Genomic DNA, 20,536 nt, shown 5'->3' on the forward strand with positions numbered 1-20,536 from the left:
ACGGTGAGTTATGATGTACAACGATTATTTTGTAACACCAGAGTGGTTAAATTCACACCTTTCAGGCAGTAATATTATTGTGCTTGATGTCTCTACGCCACCACCTACCGCCCCTTATGATTGCTACCAAAGCTACCTTGATGAGCATATTCCCCAAGCTCAATTTTTTAATCAAGATGAAGTCGCCGATAAGAGCTGCGACTTACCTCATATGCTCCCTGACGCCGCCACATTTAGTCAAGCTGTTGGGGCAATGGGGATTAATAATCAAACCCAAGTCATTATTTACGCACAAAATAATTTATTTTCATCTCCGCGTGCATGGTGGACTTTCCGTACTTTAGGCTGTAAACAGGTTAAAATTTTAGCGGGCGGAATTAACGCATGGAAAGCAGCTGGTTTCGCAACCCAATCCGGCAAAGTCACCCCACCCGCAGCTCAAACCTTTATTGCTGATAGACAAGATGCTAATGCGCTGAATCAACAGCAAATGTTAGAGGTTGCCACTGAAGGTAAAATCCAAATTATTGATGCGCGTGCGGCTGCCCGTTTTCTGGCTCAAGCCCCTGAACCTCGTCCGGGTTTAAGGATGGGTCATATTCCAGGCAGTAAAAATGTGCCTTGGGATTTATTAGTGGATAATGGGGAATATAAATCTCCTGAACAGTTAAAAGCTATTTTTGCGCAGCAAGGTGTTGATATTACCGCACCTACAGTCACAACCTGTGGCTCCGGCATGACGGCTGCCGTAGTTTTACTGGCATTGGTATTATTAGGTAACCCACATGTGCGCCTCTATGATGGTTCATGGGCACAATGGGGGCAAGACAACGGGTTACCAATCGAACCTTAATCATTTTTTATTCCCTCATAAATACGCGCTAATTATGAGGGGATTTATTTTTTCTATTTAAATCTAATATTATAAAAATTAATCTAATTAATTACGCTTTCTATTACTCTATTTTTATGGAGCTAATAATTAATGAATACAATATGGGAACTCTGGGTAATAAATCTAGGGACGTTATCTACCTTTGTAGGTACCGCTGCAACTTTATGGGTTCTACTACAAACATCAAGATTAACGATTAAGTTTAATCGTAAGGCATCGATTTATTTTCATAAGGAGAAGTTATCTAAGCTACTTGATGATTATTATAAATATTTATCAGAAGTTCATAATAAAAATACCTTCCATGAAGAAATGCATAGAAGGAAATTACATAGTAGAATACAATCCTTACACCATTACATTCTATTTATTGACTCTAAAGATAAAAAAATAATATCCTCAATAAAACAATACAAAAGAAAAACCACAAGAATTACATCAATAAAAAATCACCATGAACTAGATATTAGCCTATGTTTTGATATGTTAGATGAAGTAAATCTTCTACTTAATTATATTGATAATATCATTGATATTTCAGCCAGAAAAATATGAGAGAAAAATAATGAACCCAACAGAACACAAAGTCATATCTAACGTATTTTTAAAAAGTTTAAAACGCCAAATATAATGGGAGCAAACAAAAGATATCCATCCAGCTATTAATCAATCTCCAAACTTCTGTATTCTCAGCTGCTATAATACAACAAACTTAGATAACATGGCTTTTTACTTATACTCATATCGCACTCTTGAGTTTAATCATTATACTGAAACACATAACTCTGCAGTAAAATTTTCGCTCACATTAATTGAAAATAATTGCATCACTTGGAACACAGTTCATGATGATAGATTATTGACTCAGTTATTTGAAATTACGGCATTTGATAAATCATCAATACATAAATTCATGTAGCAAAGTAAGATGAAAATTAAAAAATTAAAGCCACTCATTATTTAGCGAACATCATAATAAGTGGCTTTAATAAATAGTAAATTGTGCAGTGATAAAAACCGACCCTTGATAATGATGCCCCTAGAAATGCTACTTAATAAACATTCCCGCAAGGAATAGCACGACAATGGCGCCGATCACGGCAACCACAAAACTACCGAAGTTAAAGCCATCCACCTTGCCTTTACCAAAGAATGTGCTGATATATCCCCCGACAACCGCCCCGACAATCCCCAATACGGTCGTCATGATAAAACCCATTTGATAGGTTCCAGGCATTAACCATTTAGCTAAAACACCTGCGATTAAACCAAAGATAATCCAAGCAATAACGCCCATTTGAGGCCTCCAATATCTCTGTTGCTCTAAATTTCCTAGCACGATAACTTTGTTACACGATATAGACTCTTTAATCATTACATACGGTGATGACAGTATTTTGAATTAATCACCACCATACATTGTAATTAAAGACCTAATCTCAAATTTTGGCAAATTTCATCATGTTAAGGTGATGCGACAGAAAGCTGCTCCACATGCAGCGCAATAACATCGGCGATTTGTTCCGCAGTTTTCAACGCTCTCACTTGAGAAAATAGTTCATCCGCCTGCTGATACTCTTTACGTAAATAACTCAGCCACTGTTTAATACGAGCCGCATGGTAATGCCCTGTATCGCCCAGTTTTTCTAGCTCTGTATATTTAAAGAGGATTTTTCCAACCTGTTCCCAAGGCATCTTTGCGACATTGTGCTTGATCACACGGCTCAAATTCGGCGTATTTAAAGCACCTCGGCCGATCATAATCGAATCGCACCCAGTGATTTCCATACAGCGTTTAGCGCTTTCATAATCCCAGATTTCGCCATTGGCAATCACCGGAATCGACAGTTTCTGACGAAGCTCACCAATCGCCTGCCAGTTAATACATTCCGCTTTATAGCCATCTTCCTTTGTGCGCCCATGAACCGTTAATTCGGTCGCACCTGCTTGCTGTACAGCATCTGCAATTTCATGAGCAAATTGGCTGCTATCCCAGCCCAAACGAACTTTTACAGAAACGGGTAATTCTTTCGGTACCGCTGCTCGCATTGCTTTAGCTGCGTGATAAATAAGCTCTGGCTGCTTCAATAGCGTTGCGCCGCCACCGCTGCCATTCACTGTTTTTGATGGACAACCGCAGTTGAGATCAACACCCCAAGAGCCTAATTCAATTGCGCGGTTGGCATTTTCAGCCAACCACTCAGGATGCTGCCCTAAGAGCTGCACCCGCACTAACGTCCCCGATGGTGTACGGCTACCCTGTTGCAATTCCGGGCATAACCGATAAAACGTTTTTGCCGGCAACAAGGTATCGACAACTCGCACAAACTCAGTAATGCACAAGTCGTAGTCGTTCACCTCACTCAATAATCGGCGAACCAGAGAATCGAGTACCCCTTCCATCGGGGCGAGTAGTACACGCATTAGCTATCACTACGCCCTTGTCTAACGCGTTTTTGTGCATTTTTCCACGGTGAACCTGAAGTCGATTCAGATTGACCTTTCTCGGAGTTCGCATTTTGACGACGAGGACGGCTCGGACCTTTATTGCTATTATTGCCTGAATGATTGCTGCGCTCACCGCGGCTATCTTCAGAGCTACGGCGATTATCCGAACCACGACGGTTATCAGACCCACGGCGGCTATCAGAACCACGACGATCATTACGCTGAGAAGGCTTTTGGATCGGCTCAGCTTTGATTGATGGGTCTGGCTCGTAGCCTTCGATCTCCATCTGAGGGATGGATTTCTTCAATAATTTCTCGATATCTTTAAGCAGTTTCGCTTCATCGATACACACTAAAGACACCGCCATACCTGTGGCTTCTGCGCGGCCAGTACGACCAATACGATGAACGTAATCTTCTGCCACATTCGGTAGCTCAAAGTTAACTACGTAAGGCAATTGTTCGATATCTAAGCCTCGAGCCGCGATATCTGTTGCAACTAAAACGCGGATATCCCCAGATTTAAAATCAGCTAAAGCACGGGTACGCGCACCTTGGCTCTTATTGCCATGAATTGCCGCTGCTTTTATGCCATCTTTATTTAAATGCTCAGCTAAGCGGTTAGCGCCATGCTTAGTGCGTGTAAATACTAGCACTTGCTGCCAGTTTTCACGGCCAATCATAAACGACAGTAATTCGGCTTTACGTTTTTTATCCACTAAATGAACATATTGCGTCACTTGCTCAGAAGCTGAGTTACGTGGAGCCACTTCAATGGAAACCGGATTGTTCAATAACTTACTCGCCAACTGTTTGATCTCATCGGAGAACGTCGCTGAGAACAGAAGATTTTGGCGCTTTTTAGGTAATTTCGTGATTACACGACGAATATCGTGAATAAAGCCCATATCTAACATACGGTCAGCTTCATCCAAAACGAAAACTTCAACCTGTGATAAATCCACCGCGTTTTGATGTTCCAAGTCCAGTAAACGACCTGGTGTTGCGATCAACACATCCACACCGCCGCGCAGTTTCATCATCTGCGGGTTAATACTGACACCACCAAACACAACAAATGAACGAATTCTCAAATGACGGCTATATTCTTTTACATTTTCAGCCACTTGAGCCGCAAGTTCACGGGTCGGGGTTAAAATCAATGCGCGAATAGGGCGACGGTTATTACCGCGTGGATTGTCCACCAGCTTTTGCAAAATAGGTAAAGTAAAACCAGCCGTTTTACCCGTACCTGTTTGAGCACTGGCTAATAGGTCTTTGCCCGCTAAAACAGCAGGAATAGCTTGTTGTTGAATAGGCGTAGGGCTTTCATAGCCTAATTCATTAATGGCACGCAAGATTTCCTCGTTTAACGCGAGGTCAGAAAAACTAGTCAAATTAATTACTCCGGGCTCCACCGCTTCAATTTACTGGGCAGCTCTAGGGGGGAAGATTCGATATTCAATAGAAGAAAAGCGCAAACTGCCATGCGACACGCAAAAATTCTACCATCATTTGACCGTGATAAATATATTAATTTAGATTGATGAATAAACTAATACAAAATCTGCTTTATATAGTATATATACGTACACAAAACTAAAGATACATCCGTTTTCATCCTACACAATGAATAAATGCCAGCTAAGAGCATGCTAAAAATTATTTAATTCTGAATCGAAAGGAATGTTTATGAACACAAATCCATCGCCAACATTACGCGGAGAGAGCGCCAAACTCCAACTTCTTCTCGCCGCTGCCGATGTTTATGGAGAACAAGGCATCGACGGGGCTACCACCCGCCAAATTGCCCAAGCCTCAGGGCAAAACATCGCAGCCATTTCTTATTATTTTGGATCTAAAGAAGGGTTATATCTCGCCGTTGCTCAGCAAATTGCTAACAATATCAAAGAGAGTTTCGCTGAGAGTATCACTCAAATAGATAACTTTATTAATCAGCCTGCAGAGTTACAAAATTCTGAAGAAGCGCTCGAATTATTCAAAGAAACCATTATTTCGTACAATTTTTTTCAACTTAAAAAAGAAAACTTAAGCTTTTCACGCATTCTAGCTCGCGAACAACTGAACCCAACTGAAGCATACGGATTGATCCACGAACAAGCGTTAGGACCTATTCACTCACGGCTTAATCGCTTAATTTCCATCTATATTGGCGCGGATCCCAATAATCTAGCGACCTTGATCCACACGCATGCCATTTTGGGTGAAACCCTCTCTTTCCGTATTGCGCGAGAAACATTACTCAGGCAAACAGGTTGGAAACACATCAACGAAAACGAATTTAAAATTATTAATCAGGTTCTTATTGAGCATATCGACATTTTATTATTGGGGTTACGTCATCGCCAACTAGCAGAAAAGTGATATGATATATGGATAAAATTAAATCATAATCCTGAGTAATGCTTTATCCATCACTAAGGTTAGCTATGAACACAAAACGCCATGCACTGGTTATTTTACTGATTATCATGCTGATTGCCGCCATTGCAGGGGGCTACTATTATCAGTCACTTAAAGATAAAACATTCGCCTTATACGGGAATGTGGATGTGCGCACCGTTAACCTTAGTTTTCGAGTCAATGGTAAACTTGCCTCTTTAGATGTTGATGAAGGGGCGAAAGTCACTGCGGGACAACGACTCGGAAAATTGGATGATGCACCTTACATCAACGCATTAAATAAAGCCAAAGGGCTGCGTGATAGCGCCAAAGCCCAGTTAGCTCTCAAAGAGAAGGGCTACCGAACACAAGAAATTGCGCAAGTCGAATCAGAAGTGGCTCAGCGCCAAGCCGCTTGGCAATATGCAGATAACTTTTATAAACGTCAGCAAGGCTTAGCTGCCCAAAAACTGATTTCCGCCAATGATTTAGATAATGCCAAAAACAATCGAAATCAAACGCTTGCCGCATTAAAAGCTTCCCAAGATAAACTCAACCAATATCAGAGCGGATTTCGCCAAGAAGAGATAGCAGCAGCCCGAGGGGAATGGCTACAAGCAGAAGCCGCCGTTGCTCAAGCGGAGCTTGACCTCTCAGACACACAGCTTATCGCCCCATCTGACGGTACAATCCTGACTCGAGCCATCGAACCTGGCACCATCATTGGTGCGGGTAATACCGTTTTTAGTGTGACATTAACTCACCCTGTTTGGGTGCGAGCCTATGTGAGTGAAGCACATTTAGGTGATGCGGTTCCTGGCAGTAAAGTCTTACTCTTTACGGATAGCCAGCCCAATACCCCTTATCATGGCACGATTGGTTTTGTCTCCCCCACTGCCGAATTTACCCCTAAAAGTGTACAAACACCGGATTTACGCACCGACTTAGTCTATCGATTACGAATTATTGTCGAAGATCCTAATGATAAGCTGCGTCAAGGAATGCCCGTCACCGTTCAGTTTGCGGCACCTCAGCAATAGGGCGCATTATGGCTCAGCAAGATACTCACTCATTAAATAGCGTTATTTCGTTAAACAGCGTCGAAAAACGCTTTATTGGACTGGATAACCCTGCGGTTGAAAGCCTAACTACCGAAATTCACGGCGGCTCCGTGACGGGGTTAGTCGGTCCCGATGGTGCAGGGAAAACAACGCTGATGCGTATGCTGGCTGGGCTACTCAAACCAGATTCAGGGCAAATCCGCTTAATGGGATTAGACCCAATTAAAGACAGTATCGAAGTGCGGGCAAACCTCGGTTATATGCCGCAAAAATTCGGTCTATATGAAGATTTAACGGTTCAAGAAAATCTTGATTTATATGCCGATCTGCGCGGCGTTATTGGTGAAGAGCGCCAACAAACCTATAAACAATTACTCGCATTTACTAGCCTAGCCCCCTTTACCGCTCGCCTTGCTGGTAAGCTTTCTGGGGGAATGAAACAGAAATTGGGGCTCGCCTGCACCCTATTAGGCAAACCGAAAGTTTTACTGCTGGATGAGCCAGGTGTCGGCGTGGATCCTATTGCCAGACGAGAACTGTGGCAAATGGTGCACACCCTTGCTGACGATGGCATGTTGATCCTCTGGAGTACCTCGTATCTGGATGAAGCTGAGCAGTGCAAAGAGGTGCTGCTACTCAATGAAGGCAAGTTACTGTACAGCGGAAAACCCGAGCAGCTCACCCAAAAGATGGCTGGACGCTCATTTTTACTCGATGTTCCCGCAACGCAAAAACGTACCATTCTGCAAAATGCCTTAGTGTTACCTGAAACCACTGATGGCGTGATCCAAGGTCGCTATATTCGCTTAATTTTAAAGCCCCACGCATCCCAAGAGAACTTACTTAATGCCTTAAATATGGGAGATCAAACGCTGATTGAAGCCCAGCCGCGCTTTGAAGATGCGTTTATTGACCTTTTAGGTGGTGGGCCATCCCATCGTTCTGAACTCGCCGCTATCGTGCCACAAATTCCCCCCGCCCCCAATGAAACCGTCATTGAAGCCCGCAATCTGACCAAAAAATTTGGGGATTTTGCTGCGACGGATACCGTCAACTTTCAAGTAAAACGGGGTGAAATTTTTGGATTATTAGGGCCTAACGGTGCAGGCAAATCCACGACCTTTAAAATGATGTGTGGATTAATGAAACCCACGGATGGACAAGCTCTGGTGCTTGGTATGGATTTAAAAACCAGTTCAAACAAAGCCCGCCAGCACCTTGGGTATATGGCGCAAAAATTTTCCCTCTATGGCAACCTCAAAGTTGGGCAAAACTTAAAATTTTTCTCCGGCGTATACGGTTTGCATCATAAACAGCAAGCTACCAAAATGCAGGAGATGATTAACGCGTTTAATTTTACGCCCATTATCAGCCAGATTACTGACTCACTCCCGCTGGGTTATAAGCAGCGCCTTGCCCTCGCCTGCTCACTGATGCATGAACCGGATATCCTGTTTTTGGATGAACCCACTTCAGGGGTTGACCCACTAACTCGGCGAGAATTTTGGCTACACATTAATGGCATGGTAGACAAGGGGGTCACCGTTATGGTTACCACCCACTTTATGGATGAAGCTGAATATTGCGATCGTATTGGGTTGGTTTACCACGGAAAAATTATTGCTGCAGGCACTCCAGATGAGCTAAAAAAACAGGTCGCCAGCACAGAAAATCCAAACCCATCGATGGAAGATGCCTTTATTGAATTGATTTTCAACTACGATAAACAGCAGGAGGCACAATGAAGACAACCGCCTCAGGTTTTTCATGGCGCAGGCTTAAAGCCCTCTGCTGGAAAGAAAGTAAGCAAATCATTCGCGACCCCAGCAGCGCCTTAATTGCCATTGTTATTCCTCTGATGCTGCTGTTTATTTTCGGTTATGGGATCAATCTGGACTCCAGTAAATTACGAGTCGGTATCCTAATGGATCAACAAAGCCAACCAGCTCGTGAATTGGTTGATACGTTTACTGGCTCCCCTTTTATTGATGCCACCATTAGCGATAACCGCAATTTATTGATTAATAAAATGCAAGCGGGAGACATTCGCGGCATTGTGGTGATCCCCGTCAATTTTGCTGAGCAACTTTCTCGCCCTGATGGACATGCGGCAATCCAAGTCATCACCGATGGAAGTGAACCTAATACCGCCAATTTTGTGCAAGCCTACACCAAAGGAGTTTGGCATACATGGCTTATCCAACAAGGTGAAAACCGAGGTTATCCCACCGACCCGCTTATCGAACTTAATATGCGCTATTGGTTTAACGAAGCGGCACTCAGCCAACATTTTATTATTCCAGGCGCCATTAGCATCATTATGACCGTTGTGGGCGCGATTTTGACCTCGCTGGTGATAGCCCGAGAATGGGAACGAGGCACCATGGAAGCTCTGCTTTCCACCCAAATCACTCGTACTGAATTACTGCTTTCCAAATTATTGCCCTATCAAATTCTTGGGTCGTTCGTCATGGTGCTCTGTATGTTGGTGACGACATTAGTGCTCGATATTCCTTATCGAGGCTCTTTATTGATTTTATTTGTGATAACCAGCCTCTATTTAGCAACAGCGTTAGGGATGGGATTACTGATTTCAACCATTACCCGCAATCAGTTCAATGCGGCGATGGTGGCGCTGAATGCAGCCTTTTTGCCAGCGATTATGCTTTCAGGCTTTATTTTTGAAATTGATAGCATGCCTGTATTTATTCAAGTGGTGACTTACTTCATTCCCGCTCGCTACTTTGTAAGCAGCTTGCAGACCTTATTTTTGGCGGGAGATATCTATCTGGTATTACTCACCGATTTCTTATTGCTGATTGCCTCAGCGATATTATTTATTGGCTTAACGGCGCTGAAGACGCGTCGTCGTTTGGATTGAGGTGAAATATGTTTTATCGTCTTTACACCTTAATTATGAAAGAGTTGCAATCACTATTGCAGGAAAAACAGACGCGAATTATTTTGATCATGCCCGTCATTTTCCAAATGATCCTCTTCCCACTGGCGGCGACTTTAGAAGTCACTAACACCACCATTGCCATTTTTGACCAAGATAATGGGGAGCATTCCATTGAACTCACCCAACGCTTAGCGAAAGCCAGCGCATTTTCCCATGTGCTGTTACTGAAAAATGAACCTGAGATTCGAGAGACATTAGATAACCGTAAAGCCTTGTTAGTCGTCCGCTTTAATCAAAATTTCAGTGCCGATATCGCTAGCCATCATACGGCGAATATGATGTTGCTGCTGGATGGGCGAAACTCGAATAGCTCCCAAATAGCGGCTAACTACATCGAACAAATTGTCATGCAGTATCAGCAGGAACTCACACAAACCCAAGTACTGCCCAATAATAGTGAGTTGATTGTCCGCAACTGGTACAACCCAAACTTGGACTATAAATGGTTTATTGTACCGTCATTAGTGGCATTGATTACGACGATTGGGGTACTTATTGTAACGTCGTTGTCTATTGCAAGGGAACGTGAGCAAGGAACACTCGACCAACTGTTAGTTTCGCCACTCACCACATGGCAAATCTTTATTGGTAAAGCGATTCCTGCCTTAGTGGTCGCCACCGCACAAGCTACATTGGTGCTAGTGATTGGGATTTTTTGCTACAAAATTCCGTTTGCGGGTTCACTATTACTGTTCTATGGCACGATGATTTTTTATGGTTTATCACTCGTGGGATTTGGTTTGCTTATCTCCGCATTGTGCTCAACCCAGCAGCAAGCGTTTATTGGTGTGTTCGTGTTTATGATGCCCGCGGTGTTGCTATCCGGTTATATCTCCCCCGTCGAGAATATGCCTGTTTGGCTACAGGATATTACGTGGGTTAACCCCATCCGCCACTTCACCGATATCACTAAGCAAATTTACCTCAAAGATGCTGATTTTTCCGTGGTGTTTCACAGCCTATGGCCTCTTCTGATTATCTTCCTGATAACCAGCTCTCTGGCCTATTACTTATTTCGCAAAAAGATAGCCTAGCAATCAGATTGATATCATAAAAAAACCCCGCAACCATTAACTGATTGCGGGGTTTCGTATATTCAATCTGCTTGATTAGCAATTAACGGCGATCACCGAAAATACGCAGTAACATCAGGAACAGGTTGATGAAGTCTAAGTACAGAGATAACGCGCCCATAATGGAGTATTTACGCATATTTTCTCTGTCATCTTGGTTGATTTGCTCACCCATTTCTTTGAGTTTTTGAGTGTCATAGGCGGTTAATGCAGCAAACAGTAACACACCACCGTAAGTAATCACCCAGTACATCATGGAGCTTTGCAGCCAGATGTTAACCAAAGAAGCCACAACCAGACCAATCAGTGCCATAAACAGGAAGTTACCCATTCCTGTTAAGCTACGCTTAGTGGTGTAGCCGTAGAAGCTTAACGCACCAAACATAACTGCGGTAATGATGAACGTCCCAACAACAGACTCACCCGTATAAACCGCTAAAATAACGGAGATAGTTAAACCAGTCAGTAATGCGTATAGCATAAACATCCCAGTTGCAATCGCGCCGCTCATTTTAGGCAGTAAGAAAGACAGGCCCATCACTAAACCGAGTTCAGCGATGATCATTCCAAAGAACAGAACTTTGTTCGTTGCGATAGTGAAAAACAGACCGCTGCTTAAGGAGTACCAAGCAACAAAAGCTGTCAGTAATAACCCAACGGTCATCCAACCGTAGACTTGCGACATAAATGCCTGAACACCAGTACTGGCATTCTGGACAAGAGAATCATTACGTTGATCAAATTGACCCATGATGGTTACCCTTCCATTTTAAGAAAAATCGACCCAGCAAAACCACCAACAAAGTAATCCTTACTGTGATCGGACAAATTTGTTCCAAAGTTTATCACAATATTTTGACATTACCATTCGGCTTATTCGCATTTTCCGCGTAACAATTTAAGACTACCAACGGTTTGCAGAAGCTTCATCACTCTCTTTGGCTTCCACCCAACGTTCATTATCAGGGAGAGACTCTTTTTTCCAGAATGGTGCTTTGGTTTTCAGGTAATCCATTATAAATTCAGCCGCTTGAAATGCCGCATTACGATGTGCGCTGGTCACGCCCACGAATACAATTTCTTCACCGGGTTGTAAAGTACCGATACGGTGGATCACACTCACACGTTGCAGCGGCCAGCGTTCGCGAGATTGCATCACAATGTCCGCTAAAGCTTTTTCTGTCATGCCTGGGTAGTGTTCAAGCGTCAACGCCGCTACGCTGTCCCCTAAATTATGATTACGAACTTTACCTGTGAATGTCACTACGGCACCATCACTGTCACATTCAGCGAGCCACGCATACTGCTCGCCGACACTGAAATTCTCGGTTTGTACCGCAATATGGGTATTGTCCATGATCATCCCCCGGTAACTGGTGGGAAGAAAGCCACTTCATCACCCGCATTCAGGGGATGGTCAGCAGAAACAAACGATTGATTAACAGCAGCTAATAATTTGCCATCTTCCAAGGCCAGCGCCCAACGATCCCCTTTTTGAGCCAATGCTTGGCGCAGAACTCCTACCGTTGGGTACTGTGCCGCTAACTCTAAACGGTCAGTGCCAACTAATTCACGAACTTGAGCAAAAAAGAGGACTGTGATCATGCTTCCACCTTAAAATGACCGGACTTTCCGCCCGTTTTTTCTAATAAACGCACAGGACCAATAACCATATCTTTTTGTACCGCTTTGCACATGTCGTAGATAGTTAATGCCGCGACAGAAGCCGCTGTTAACGCTTCCATTTCGACGCCCGTTTTCCCTGTCAATCGGCAACAAGTTTCGATACGCACACGGTTATGGGCTTGCTCAGCTTCAAGAATGACCTCCACTTTGGTCAGTAGTAAAGGATGGCACAGAGGGATCAACTGCCACGTATTTTTTGCCGCTTGGATCCCAGCGATACGAGCTGTCGCAAAAACATCCCCTTTATGGTGACTGCCATCTACAATCATGGCTAAGGTTTCTGGGTTCATCGTCACAAACGCTTCTGCGCGTGCTTCACGGACAGTTTCTGCTTTGGCTGATACATCAACCATGTGCGCCTCGCCCGACGCATTGAGGTGGGTCAGTTGGGACATAATTACTCCTGAAAATCAAAAAATTATTAACCGCCGATAACAGAAAGATTCGGGGTGATCCCGCTGTCGCCTTGGTGAAGGAAATGGGTTTCGCGCTTAGACATTAGCCCACTTTGGATACGTGCTTTTAGGGCTTCATTCTGGTTTTCATCACCCAGTAAATCACGCAGTGGAATGCCATTTTCACCAAATAAACATAAATGCAGATTGCCCAACGAAGAGACTCTTAAGCGGTTACAGCTTTGGCAAAAGTCCTTCTCATACGGCATGATCAGACCAATTTCCCCTTGGTAATCAGGGTGACTAAAAACTTGGGCGGGTCCATCGCTACGAGAACGTGGCTGCATATACCAGCCTTCTGCGATGAGGCGATCACGAACGGTTTCACCAGACACATGGTAACGTTGGAATAGGTTGCTGCCTTCCCCAGTTTCCATGAGTTCAATAAAACGCAGTTGAATTGGACGGTGTTTGATCCAATTGAGGAAAGATTTGAGGGCGATATCATTGACGTTTTTCATCAAGACCGCGTTGACTTTGACTTTTTCGAAGCCTGCATCAAATGCCGCATCGATCCCTTTCATCACTTGGAAAAATTTATCTTGCCCTGTGATCGCAGCAAACTGACGAGGATCAAGGCTATCTACACTCACGTTCACGGCATTCAACCCTGCATCTCGCCATGCTTGCACATCACGCGCCATACGATAACCATTGGTTGTTACGGCAATTTTTTTGATGGAATTATTTTCTTTGATAGCGGCGATGATATCGGTGAAATCTTTACGCATCGTTGGCTCACCGCCAGTGATACGGACTTTTTCAGTCCCTAACTCAGCAAAAGCGCGGCTCACTCGACGGATTTCATCAAGTGTCAGAAATTCATGGCGACCACTCGGTTTGTAACCATCAGGCAGGCAATATGTGCAACGGAAGTTGCAAACATCAGTGATAGATAAACGAAGATAGTAAAATTTTCGGTCAAATTGATCGACAAGTTGCTGCATATTCACACCTTTCCAAATACGGGAGATGCAGACATTTCTATCTTGCACCCTGGTGACTCAAGGTCACGGCCAGAGCATCATATTCAGAAGAACTTAGACACAAAGGCTAGGAGTTATATCTGGAACCCTGTGAGTTGATTAAGCCTATAGGATTAAGACGATCATCACTGGGTTCACTTATTTTCTGTAAGGATTTTAGCCCATTGCAGATGAAAAAGCGAATCCAAAAACGATATATAACTTAATATACAACGACTTACAGAAAATAGCCGCTAGATTCAGAAGTCCTTATTATTATGGATAATTTTTTGCTATTTCCATGTGATGACAAACGCCTATCTGTCAAAATCTCGTCAAAATGAGGTTAACTCTGTGCACATTGTTTGTTGTAGATCAGTTTTATCCTGCGTTTTTTGATAGATAACCCTAAGAACCCAGAAATATGATGTCTCGAATTATTGAAACGACTACACCACCATCGAATCATTCTCGAAACGAATTAAAATGGCATCATCGAGGGTAAAATAGGTACTTAAATTCAGCGAGTTCAAAAAATATTAATTCCTGCTACTTTGCTATAAACAGCGCTATTTAATCTGAATACAAGAGGCATCGATAATCGCTCTCTATCACCTTTATTTTCATACCTTTCTAGTCAATTACACTTAGCCACATAATCAAGAAATTTGTGATACCGATCGAGAATATTCTCTTTTATTGTTTTTTATCACTGCAAGTAAACTTCGAATCGTGTTTTATGATAGATTAGCGCCAATTTTGTTTTAGCACTGATTCTAGATTGATAATTTAGCTAGATTGACAGTTTAAATAGATTGATTGTTTAAATAGGAACACTATGCCAAACCGTAGTCTGACAAATCTTAATCACGTCGTCGCCCTTGGGGGTGGACATGGACTTGGTCGAGTGATGTCTTCTCTCTCATCTTTAGGCTCCCGTTTAACTGGCATTGTCACCACCACGGATAATGGTGGCTCTACAGGACGAATTCGTCGTTCTGAAGGAGGGATTGCTTGGGGTGATATGCGAAATTGCTTGAATCAGTTGATTACTGAGCCATCCATTGCCTCTAAGATGTTTGAATACCGATTTGCAGGTACAGGAGAATTATCAGGGCATAATCTCGGTAACCTAATGCTGAAATCCCTTGATCATTTAAGTGTTCGCCCACTTGAAGCTATCAATTTAATCCGCAATATGCTGAAAGTGGATGCGCAATTAATCCCGATGTCTGAATCGCCGGTAGACCTGATGGCTATCGATGATATGGGTAATGAAGTCTACGGTGAAGTTAACGTGGATGCTTTACAGGAGTTACCGCAAGAATTGCGTTTATACCCGCCCGTTAAAGCGACTACTGAAGCCCTTGATGCTATCCATCGAGCTGATTTGATTTTAATCGGCCCCGGTAGTTTTTTTACCAGCTTAATGCCCCTGTTATTACTCGATGATATCGCCTGCGCCCTGAAAGAGAGCCAAGCGCCGATGGTGTATATCGGTAATTTAGGCAAAGAAATCAGCACCTCCGCTGCCAGCCTTACACTTCCTGAAAAATTAGTGATGATGGAGCGTTATATTGGCCGCAAAAAAATCGATGCGGTGATTGTTGGACCGCGTACCGATGTCACAACAATCCGCCAAGAACGCAAAGTGACTCAGCGAGTATTAGAGGCGGATGATATTCCTTATCGCCATGATAGAAACTTACTGTTAAAAGCCATCGAAGAGACCATTCCTCTTCTGTAATTCACTGAAATTTCAAGTTGCAGGTCAATCCCTGCAACTTTCTCTCTATTTATCTCCAATAATTTATGTCCGATAATGGTGCTTATCTAATCCATACTTTTTCATGCGCAAATAGAGTTTTTTCCGCGGCATTTGCAGATATTCCGACACATCGTTAATTCGCCCTTGATGAATATTCAGCGCTTCCGTAATAATCTGCCGTTCATAATTTTCAATTTGTTGATCTAATGCTGTCGGCGCTATCGATGTTAATAACGGATTTGCAGTTTCCCCCATCGGCATAATGCCAACCGCATATAGCTCCGCTGCGTTGGCTAGCTCCGTTACATTTCCAGGCCAATGACGCCGACTCAATTTTTTGACAAAAGACTCATCCAGTTCAGGGAGTTTCTGATTCAATCGAGTACAAGCCAGCTCTAAATAATACTGGAACAAAACCGGAATATCCGCCTTACGCTGAGATAGTGGCAAGCAATTCACTTGGGTTAATGAGAAATAATAATAGAGTTCTGCAATGATTTGCTGCTGTTTAGTCAACATGAGCAGCGGCTGCTCCGAAATCCCAATCAAGCGAAATCCCCGTGGGTCTTGTTGTAAATGCTGAACCAAATAACGCTGTTGGTTCACAGGGAGTAACCCAATATTCTTAATCACCAATGTACCTGAACGAGCCTCAGAGACCCATGCTTCGACAGGTACTTCTTGCTCATTTAATAATGTTTTGATCACTAATGGCGCTTGCTTCAGTGTACTGATTTGATGCAGATAGCGGGCTAAATAAGTGCGGCCGCTACCTAACTCTCCTTGTAAGAACACTGCGGCAAGAGTTTCCGATAACCCTTGAAGCTGCCCGCGAACTTGCTGTGACCATTCACTGCTCCCCACAAAATTGAGCATCAATTGGTTTTTGCCCCATCGACGCTGCAATACACGCTGTTTACGTGCTGCCAACGCTTTAGCGACTTGCTCTAAGAGATATTCCGGATTAATGGGTTTTTGTAGAAAATCCCATGCCCCCATTTTGACCGCTTCCACCGCCATTGGCACATCCCCATGCCCAGTGATCAATACCACAGGGAGATGTTTGTCTTTGGCGAGAAAGAGTGTCATCAGCTCGATGCCCGAACATTCCGGCATACACACATCGCTAAGAACAATGCCACACCAATCGCGGTGGACTAACTCTTTTGCTGTCAATGGGTTATCACACGCATGAACTCGGTACCCCGCTTGTTCGAGTAATAGACAATACGCTTCCAATACATCTTTATCATCATCAATCAGCAATATGTCATGGTTGTCATCAAGCATCTTCAAGTACCTTTTTAAATTCTAAAATTACACACCCATTTCCACGCAATGTAGAAGCGATCCTCAACTCACCACCAATTTGTTGCATAATCGATTGACTAATGGATAACCCAACGCCCAAACCAATCTCTTTGCTTGTCGTAAAGGGTTTCATTAATGTGTCCGCCAAGTGCAGTGGCCAACCCGCCCCGTTATCGCACAGGGTTAATAGCAACTTATCGGCGGTTTCGCTGTAATCAACGGTGATTTCTGCCTCTGTAGGGCTAGCATCAAGCGCATTAGAGAGCAAGTTAACCAGCACCTGCTGAATACCTATTTCATCCCCCTGCACCTTAGGCAATATATTCGGATAACTTAATATCACTTTGCGGGTTTTATGTTGAAGCTTCAGGACATCCCAAGCGCTTTGAATTGATTGGCGTAAATTCACAGGTTGTAATTGCTCATTATCATCACGCTTACGAGCGAATTGACGTAGTGAACGCACAATACCATCCATTCGAGCCACGAGTTGTTCTGACTTATTTATCGCGATCAATGAGGTGTCATTATCTTGCTTTGGCAACCCTTTTTTCGCCATAAACAGGTGCATTGAGAGAGCATTTAACGGTTGGTTAATTTCGTGAGCTAAGGTGGTCATCGTCTGCCCCACGACGGCAAGTTTTGCCGTTTGGATCAGCTCATTTTGCGTGGTTCTTAAGTTTTCTTCTATTGCCTTACGCTCTGCAATTTCTTGTTCTAACTGAGTTTTCTGTTGATTAATTTGAGCAATACTGCGCTGTAACAGTGTACCAATTCGCCCTAACTCATCACGACCTTCGACAGGAATATGGGTCGTCAAATCCCCAATACTGATCCGAGCCACTGCTTGATTTAATGCGGTAAAGCGCTTGACCAAGCGAGGGCGAATAAACAGCATATTGAACAGCAATACCAACAGTAACGCCAACCCTGCGGTAATAATAATAATTGTGCCACTCCACGACATAATGTTCGCTAAACGTTGGTTCAGCGTTTGTAACTGAAAGTGGCTACTCCCAAGTTGTAAATCAAGCTGAGAGCGAAAATCAGCTAAAATTCGCTCTTTTTCGGTCGTTGCTTCATTTAAAGCTCTTTTCGCCGTTTGATAATTTTGTAGGACTTCGAGCATTTGGTTATCCGAAAGACCAATATCTAATAACTCATCAATGGTTTGACGCAGCGTCACTGAACTTGGGTATAAATTCAACGCCTCTTCATTGGTGGCTAAGTTCGTTTTTAAGTATCCTAAATAGCGGGCATAACCGTTAACATCGATGGGGTCATCAAAAGCATTATCCCCTTGAATATCCTTCAAGCGCCCCGTCAAAATATTGGTGATCTGCTCTTCCAAACGCGCCAATGTATAAATAAGCTGCAACTCTCCTTGCACGTTACGTAACCGACTTTGTAACCCTTTCGCTTGAAGAGGATCTTGCTCAATTTTATCCAGTAAAGAGCCTTGTTGTAGGCTGATATCTTGCGATAATGAGTTGAGTTCCGTACTAAAATCGTCATGTAACCAGTTGATCCGAGAAGATAATGTATTAATTTTTTCCCGTGCTAAAAACAGGGCATACAGTGCCTTATCCAATCGCTGCAAAAGATCCTGGCTTTGCGACAAAATCAAGGAAATCTGCTGTTGATCCTGCCCATTTAATTGTTGGTTAAACGCAGCGATTTGCGCCAAATGTGCAGTGATCTGATTGCGTAGTTGTAATCTCGTCGCTGTATTTGGCGCTTTTAAAAATTCGTTCAATTCATTGACTAAGGTATTTAGCTGCCCTTCAATCAAAAATGAAGCCTGCATTTTAGGAAAATAGTCCCCAAGCGCGTAGCGGATCTGCTTATTTTGCTCTTGCCATGCATATAAGCTGACGCAACTGACGATCAGTGTCATCAAGGCGCCCGCGATAAAGGCTCCACGTAAAATAGCCGTAATGCTGAAGCGCCCCATCAATTTCACTATCGATGTTTTCATTTAATTGCTTCCAATACACTGATGGCTTGACGTTGCTGTTCCTGAAAGAAATGCTGCCAGCGCATATATTCCTCTTCCGCTTTGCGATTATCTTCAAAACGCGAATAATAAGCAGGATCTTCGCTTTCTTTTGCACTGACTGGCATCGCCGTCAGTAACGCTCGAACGTCTGGTAAAGGGTGCTTTAGCTTAGCTTCAGCCATATATACAGCACGCCAAGCATCTTTCGATTCCGTTAAACGAAACGTGATTGCCGCATCAAATAGTTGTTGAACTAATCGCTGGCGCTTTAATACCAAATGGACATCTAACGGTTTAGGAGAACCTAATAGTTGGTTTTGCTGCGCTTTTCGAGGGTTATCATCCTCAAGAGGCGTAACTGGATATTTTCCTGTGCTGCTGTCTGCAAACACTTTTTGCCCTTGTTCACTGAGTAAAAAATCAATCAGTTTTCGCGCTTTTTCTGGCGCTAAACTATGGCGAGTGATCGCAATAAACGTCGGCGATGTAGCTGAATCAGGCAGATAGTGAAACTCGAGTTCAGGATCCGCTAATAGCACATTCGCGTAGTTATCAATAATCGGTGCAGCCCCGCCTAGCCCCACTTTGATTTTATCGGCTACGCCAAAACTGCGTGATGAAACAGTGGCTAAATTCCCTGACATTCCCAGCAAAATGCGCCATCCATCTTCCCACCCCCGCTGCTGTAATAACGACTCAATCATTAAATGATAGGTATCAGAACGAGATGGGCTGCTTATCAATAACGAGCCTTGATATTGGCTATTTGTCAGGTCATCCCATGTCTTGGGAATGGGTAATTTGTTTTGCTCCATCCACTTTCGGTTAGTCAAAATGCCATATCCGGAAAATGCCACCGCAGCAACGGAACCTTTTAAGGATTCAGGAATTAAGCGCTGGGAATATTCAGGAATATCCGGCAATACACTCAACCGATTATGCTGCTGCAAATGGTGCATCAGCATCGGCGAGGAGGTCAGGATTAAATCGACATTTTCCAAGGCATCAGTATCTAACAAACGCTCTAATGAGGCACTGGTTCGGTTAATCGTGCGGATAGGTATCGCATCCACTCGCGCATTCCAATTCGTGACTATCGCTTGTGTCGCTTCGGGTGAGAATGTTGTCGCTATCACCAATTCATCATTTTTCGCATGGCTAATTCCCACGCTGTTTAGCAAAAAAATAAAAAAACAGAGCCGCATTATCAGTGGACGAATTGGTGTTATTAGTCTCATGAGCGTAGTCATCCCCTGGGTAGATGTGATTCATATCAAAGAAAGTAACAATAGTGTGAGTTTGTCAAAAAGTGCATTTGAGACAAATTTTACCCTTTTCGGATTTATGGGCACACGACAAAACTTACCCGCTTTATTCTCATTGTTACGCGATTAAATCAACCCTTAGTTGTTCATTCTTTGAAATCCATTCCCGTTAATTTATGAATGGGTCAATTTGACTCGTCACTATACAAAATTGGGTCAATTTTGACCCAAATCCTTCATATTGC

General features: G+C 43.3%; 19 protein-coding genes and 1 riboswitch. Of the genes, 8 read left to right on the plus strand and 11 right to left on the minus strand.

The window, feature by feature from the left end; translation table 11 throughout:
• Nucleotides 1-13 precede the first annotated feature (13 nt).
• Together sseA and PR799_RS03795 are read left to right on the plus strand one after the other, a co-directional pair.
• Nucleotides 14-853, plus strand: coding sequence for a 3-mercaptopyruvate sulfurtransferase (gene sseA, locus PR799_RS03790; protein ID WP_154628763.1), 840 nt, complete (start codon nt 14-16; stop codon nt 851-853).
• Nucleotides 854-985: 132 nt separating this feature from the next.
• Nucleotides 986-1,450, plus strand: a complete 465-nt coding sequence (locus PR799_RS03795) for a hypothetical protein (protein WP_272521291.1) — start codon at nt 986-988, stop codon at nt 1,448-1,450.
• Between the two features lie 493 nt (nt 1,451-1,943).
• Here PR799_RS03795 and PR799_RS03800 read toward each other — a convergent pair whose 3' ends face one another.
• The 3 genes from PR799_RS03800 to rhlE all read right to left on the minus strand — a co-directional run bounded on the left by PR799_RS03800 (nt 1,944) and on the right by rhlE (nt 4,740).
• A complete protein-coding gene (locus PR799_RS03800; protein WP_036949742.1) occupies nt 1,944-2,192 on the minus strand; it encodes a GlsB/YeaQ/YmgE family stress response membrane protein in 249 nt (82 codons plus the stop codon).
• Between the two features lie 167 nt (nt 2,193-2,359).
• Nucleotides 2,360-3,319 carry a tRNA dihydrouridine(16) synthase DusC gene (dusC, locus tag PR799_RS03805; RefSeq protein ID WP_154628643.1) on the minus strand — a complete coding sequence of 320 codons (960 nt, stop codon included), beginning with the start codon at nt 3,317-3,319 and terminating at the stop codon, nt 2,360-2,362.
• Entirely contained in the window at nt 3,319-4,740 is a 1,422-nt protein-coding gene (gene rhlE / locus PR799_RS03810; protein WP_154628644.1) for an ATP-dependent RNA helicase RhlE, read from the minus strand. The genes dusC and rhlE overlap by 1 nt, the downstream gene beginning before the upstream one ends.
• 289 nt (nt 4,741-5,029) lie before the next feature.
• Between rhlE and cecR the strand changes: the two genes are divergently transcribed.
• From cecR to PR799_RS03835, 5 genes are all read left to right on the plus strand, one after another.
• Complete coding sequence (gene cecR, locus PR799_RS03815; protein ID WP_154628645.1) at nt 5,030-5,728, plus strand: transcriptional regulator CecR; 699 nt, start codon at nt 5,030-5,032, stop codon at nt 5,726-5,728.
• 65 nt (nt 5,729-5,793) lie between these two features.
• Complete coding sequence (gene hlyD / locus PR799_RS03820) at nt 5,794-6,786, plus strand: secretion protein HlyD (protein WP_272521292.1); 993 nt, start codon at nt 5,794-5,796, stop codon at nt 6,784-6,786.
• An 8-nt stretch (nt 6,787-6,794) separates the two neighbouring features.
• Nucleotides 6,795-8,552, plus strand: coding sequence for an ATP-binding cassette domain-containing protein (locus tag PR799_RS03825; RefSeq protein ID WP_272521293.1), 1,758 nt, complete (start codon nt 6,795-6,797; stop codon nt 8,550-8,552).
• Nucleotides 8,549-9,688, plus strand: coding sequence for an ABC transporter permease (locus PR799_RS03830; RefSeq protein ID WP_272521294.1), 1,140 nt, complete (start codon nt 8,549-8,551; stop codon nt 9,686-9,688). The genes PR799_RS03825 and PR799_RS03830 overlap by 4 nt, the downstream gene beginning before the upstream one ends.
• An 8-nt stretch (nt 9,689-9,696) precedes the next feature.
• Nucleotides 9,697-10,803, plus strand: a complete 1,107-nt coding sequence (locus PR799_RS03835; protein ID WP_154628649.1) for an ABC transporter permease — start codon at nt 9,697-9,699, stop codon at nt 10,801-10,803.
• Between the two features lie 82 nt (nt 10,804-10,885).
• Here the strand turns inward: PR799_RS03835 and PR799_RS03840 are convergent, their stop codons facing one another.
• The 5 genes from PR799_RS03840 to moaA all read right to left on the minus strand — a co-directional run bounded on the left by PR799_RS03840 (nt 10,886) and on the right by moaA (nt 13,930).
• Entirely contained in the window at nt 10,886-11,593 is a 708-nt protein-coding gene (locus tag PR799_RS03840) for a Bax inhibitor-1/YccA family protein (protein ID WP_036949765.1), read from the minus strand.
• 153 nt (nt 11,594-11,746) lie between these two features.
• A complete protein-coding gene (gene moaE / locus PR799_RS03845) occupies nt 11,747-12,199 on the minus strand; it encodes a molybdopterin synthase catalytic subunit MoaE (RefSeq protein ID WP_036949766.1) in 453 nt (150 codons plus the stop codon).
• A 2-nt stretch (nt 12,200-12,201) separates the two neighbouring features.
• Nucleotides 12,202-12,447, minus strand: a complete 246-nt coding sequence (gene moaD, locus PR799_RS03850; protein ID WP_154628650.1) for a molybdopterin synthase sulfur carrier subunit — start codon at nt 12,445-12,447, stop codon at nt 12,202-12,204.
• Nucleotides 12,444-12,923 carry a cyclic pyranopterin monophosphate synthase MoaC gene (gene moaC / locus PR799_RS03855; RefSeq protein ID WP_154604379.1) on the minus strand — a complete coding sequence of 160 codons (480 nt, stop codon included), beginning with the start codon at nt 12,921-12,923 and terminating at the stop codon, nt 12,444-12,446. Before moaC ends, moaD begins: the two co-directional genes overlap by 4 nt.
• A gap of 26 nt (nt 12,924-12,949) precedes the next feature.
• Nucleotides 12,950-13,930 (minus strand): GTP 3',8-cyclase MoaA, encoded by a 981-nt coding sequence (gene moaA, locus PR799_RS03860; protein WP_154604380.1) that lies wholly within the window; start codon nt 13,928-13,930, stop codon nt 12,950-12,952.
• A riboswitch (molybdenum cofactor riboswitch) is annotated at nt 13,920-14,055 on the minus strand. (Overlaps the previous gene by 11 nt.)
• 731 nt (nt 14,056-14,786) lie before the next feature.
• Here moaA and PR799_RS03865 point away from each other — a divergent pair.
• On the plus strand, nt 14,787-15,695 hold the full coding sequence (locus PR799_RS03865; protein ID WP_154604381.1) for a gluconeogenesis factor YvcK family protein: 909 nt from the start codon (nt 14,787-14,789) through the stop codon (nt 15,693-15,695).
• A 63-nt stretch (nt 15,696-15,758) separates the two neighbouring features.
• Here the strand turns inward: PR799_RS03865 and pgtA are convergent, their stop codons facing one another.
• Genes pgtA through PR799_RS03880 form a run of 3 tightly spaced genes read right to left on the minus strand, consistent with a single transcriptional unit; the run spans nt 15,759 to nt 20,231 of the window.
• Nucleotides 15,759-17,006: a two-component system response regulator PgtA gene (pgtA, locus tag PR799_RS03870; protein WP_272521295.1), complete on the minus strand. Its 1,248-nt coding sequence runs from the start codon at nt 17,004-17,006 to the stop codon at nt 15,759-15,761.
• Entirely contained in the window at nt 16,999-19,005 is a 2,007-nt protein-coding gene (gene pgtB / locus PR799_RS03875; protein WP_154628655.1) for a two-component system sensor histidine kinase PgtB, read from the minus strand. The genes pgtA and pgtB overlap by 8 nt, the downstream gene beginning before the upstream one ends.
• Entirely contained in the window at nt 19,002-20,231 is a 1,230-nt protein-coding gene (locus PR799_RS03880; RefSeq protein WP_272521326.1) for an ABC transporter substrate-binding protein, read from the minus strand. Before PR799_RS03880 ends, pgtB begins: the two co-directional genes overlap by 4 nt.
• Nucleotides 20,232-20,536: the final 305 nt, after the last annotated feature.

It is taken from the genome of Providencia sp. PROV202 (assembly GCF_028479565.1).
Classification (GTDB): domain Bacteria; phylum Pseudomonadota; class Gammaproteobacteria; order Enterobacterales; family Enterobacteriaceae; genus Providencia; species Providencia zhijiangensis.

Excerpts from the sequence above, each read along its gene's own strand:
- sseA (WP_154628763.1), top strand. The coding sequence starts at position 14 with ATGTACAACGATTATTTTGTAACACCAGAGTGGTTAAATTCACACCTT.
- PR799_RS03795 (WP_272521291.1), top strand. The coding sequence starts at position 986 with ATGAATACAATATGGGAACTCTGGGTAATAAATCTAGGGACGTTATCT.
- PR799_RS03800 (WP_036949742.1), bottom strand. The coding sequence starts at position 2,192 with ATGGGCGTTATTGCTTGGATTATCTTTGGTTTAATCGCAGGTGTTTTA.
- dusC (WP_154628643.1), bottom strand. The coding sequence starts at position 3,319 with ATGCGTGTACTACTCGCCCCGATGGAAGGGGTACTCGATTCTCTGGTT.
- cecR (WP_154628645.1), top strand. The coding sequence starts at position 5,030 with ATGTTTATGAACACAAATCCATCGCCAACATTACGCGGAGAGAGCGCC.
- hlyD (WP_272521292.1), top strand. The coding sequence starts at position 5,794 with ATGAACACAAAACGCCATGCACTGGTTATTTTACTGATTATCATGCTG.
- PR799_RS03825 (WP_272521293.1), top strand. The coding sequence starts at position 6,795 with ATGGCTCAGCAAGATACTCACTCATTAAATAGCGTTATTTCGTTAAAC.
- PR799_RS03830 (WP_272521294.1), top strand. The coding sequence starts at position 8,549 with ATGAAGACAACCGCCTCAGGTTTTTCATGGCGCAGGCTTAAAGCCCTC.
- PR799_RS03835 (WP_154628649.1), top strand. The coding sequence starts at position 9,697 with ATGTTTTATCGTCTTTACACCTTAATTATGAAAGAGTTGCAATCACTA.
- PR799_RS03840 (WP_036949765.1), bottom strand. The coding sequence starts at position 11,593 with ATGGGTCAATTTGATCAACGTAATGATTCTCTTGTCCAGAATGCCAGT.
- moaE (WP_036949766.1), bottom strand. The coding sequence starts at position 12,199 with ATGGACAATACCCATATTGCGGTACAAACCGAGAATTTCAGTGTCGGC.
- moaD (WP_154628650.1), bottom strand. The coding sequence starts at position 12,447 with ATGATCACAGTCCTCTTTTTTGCTCAAGTTCGTGAATTAGTTGGCACT.
- moaC (WP_154604379.1), bottom strand. The coding sequence starts at position 12,923 with ATGTCCCAACTGACCCACCTCAATGCGTCGGGCGAGGCGCACATGGTT.
- moaA (WP_154604380.1), bottom strand. The coding sequence starts at position 13,930 with ATGCAGCAACTTGTCGATCAATTTGACCGAAAATTTTACTATCTTCGT.
- PR799_RS03865 (WP_154604381.1), top strand. The coding sequence starts at position 14,787 with ATGCCAAACCGTAGTCTGACAAATCTTAATCACGTCGTCGCCCTTGGG.
- pgtA (WP_272521295.1), bottom strand. The coding sequence starts at position 17,006 with ATGCTTGATGACAACCATGACATATTGCTGATTGATGATGATAAAGAT.
- pgtB (WP_154628655.1), bottom strand. The coding sequence starts at position 19,005 with ATGAAAACATCGATAGTGAAATTGATGGGGCGCTTCAGCATTACGGCT.
- PR799_RS03880 (WP_272521326.1), bottom strand. The coding sequence starts at position 20,231 with ATGCGGCTCTGTTTTTTTATTTTTTTGCTAAACAGCGTGGGAATTAGC.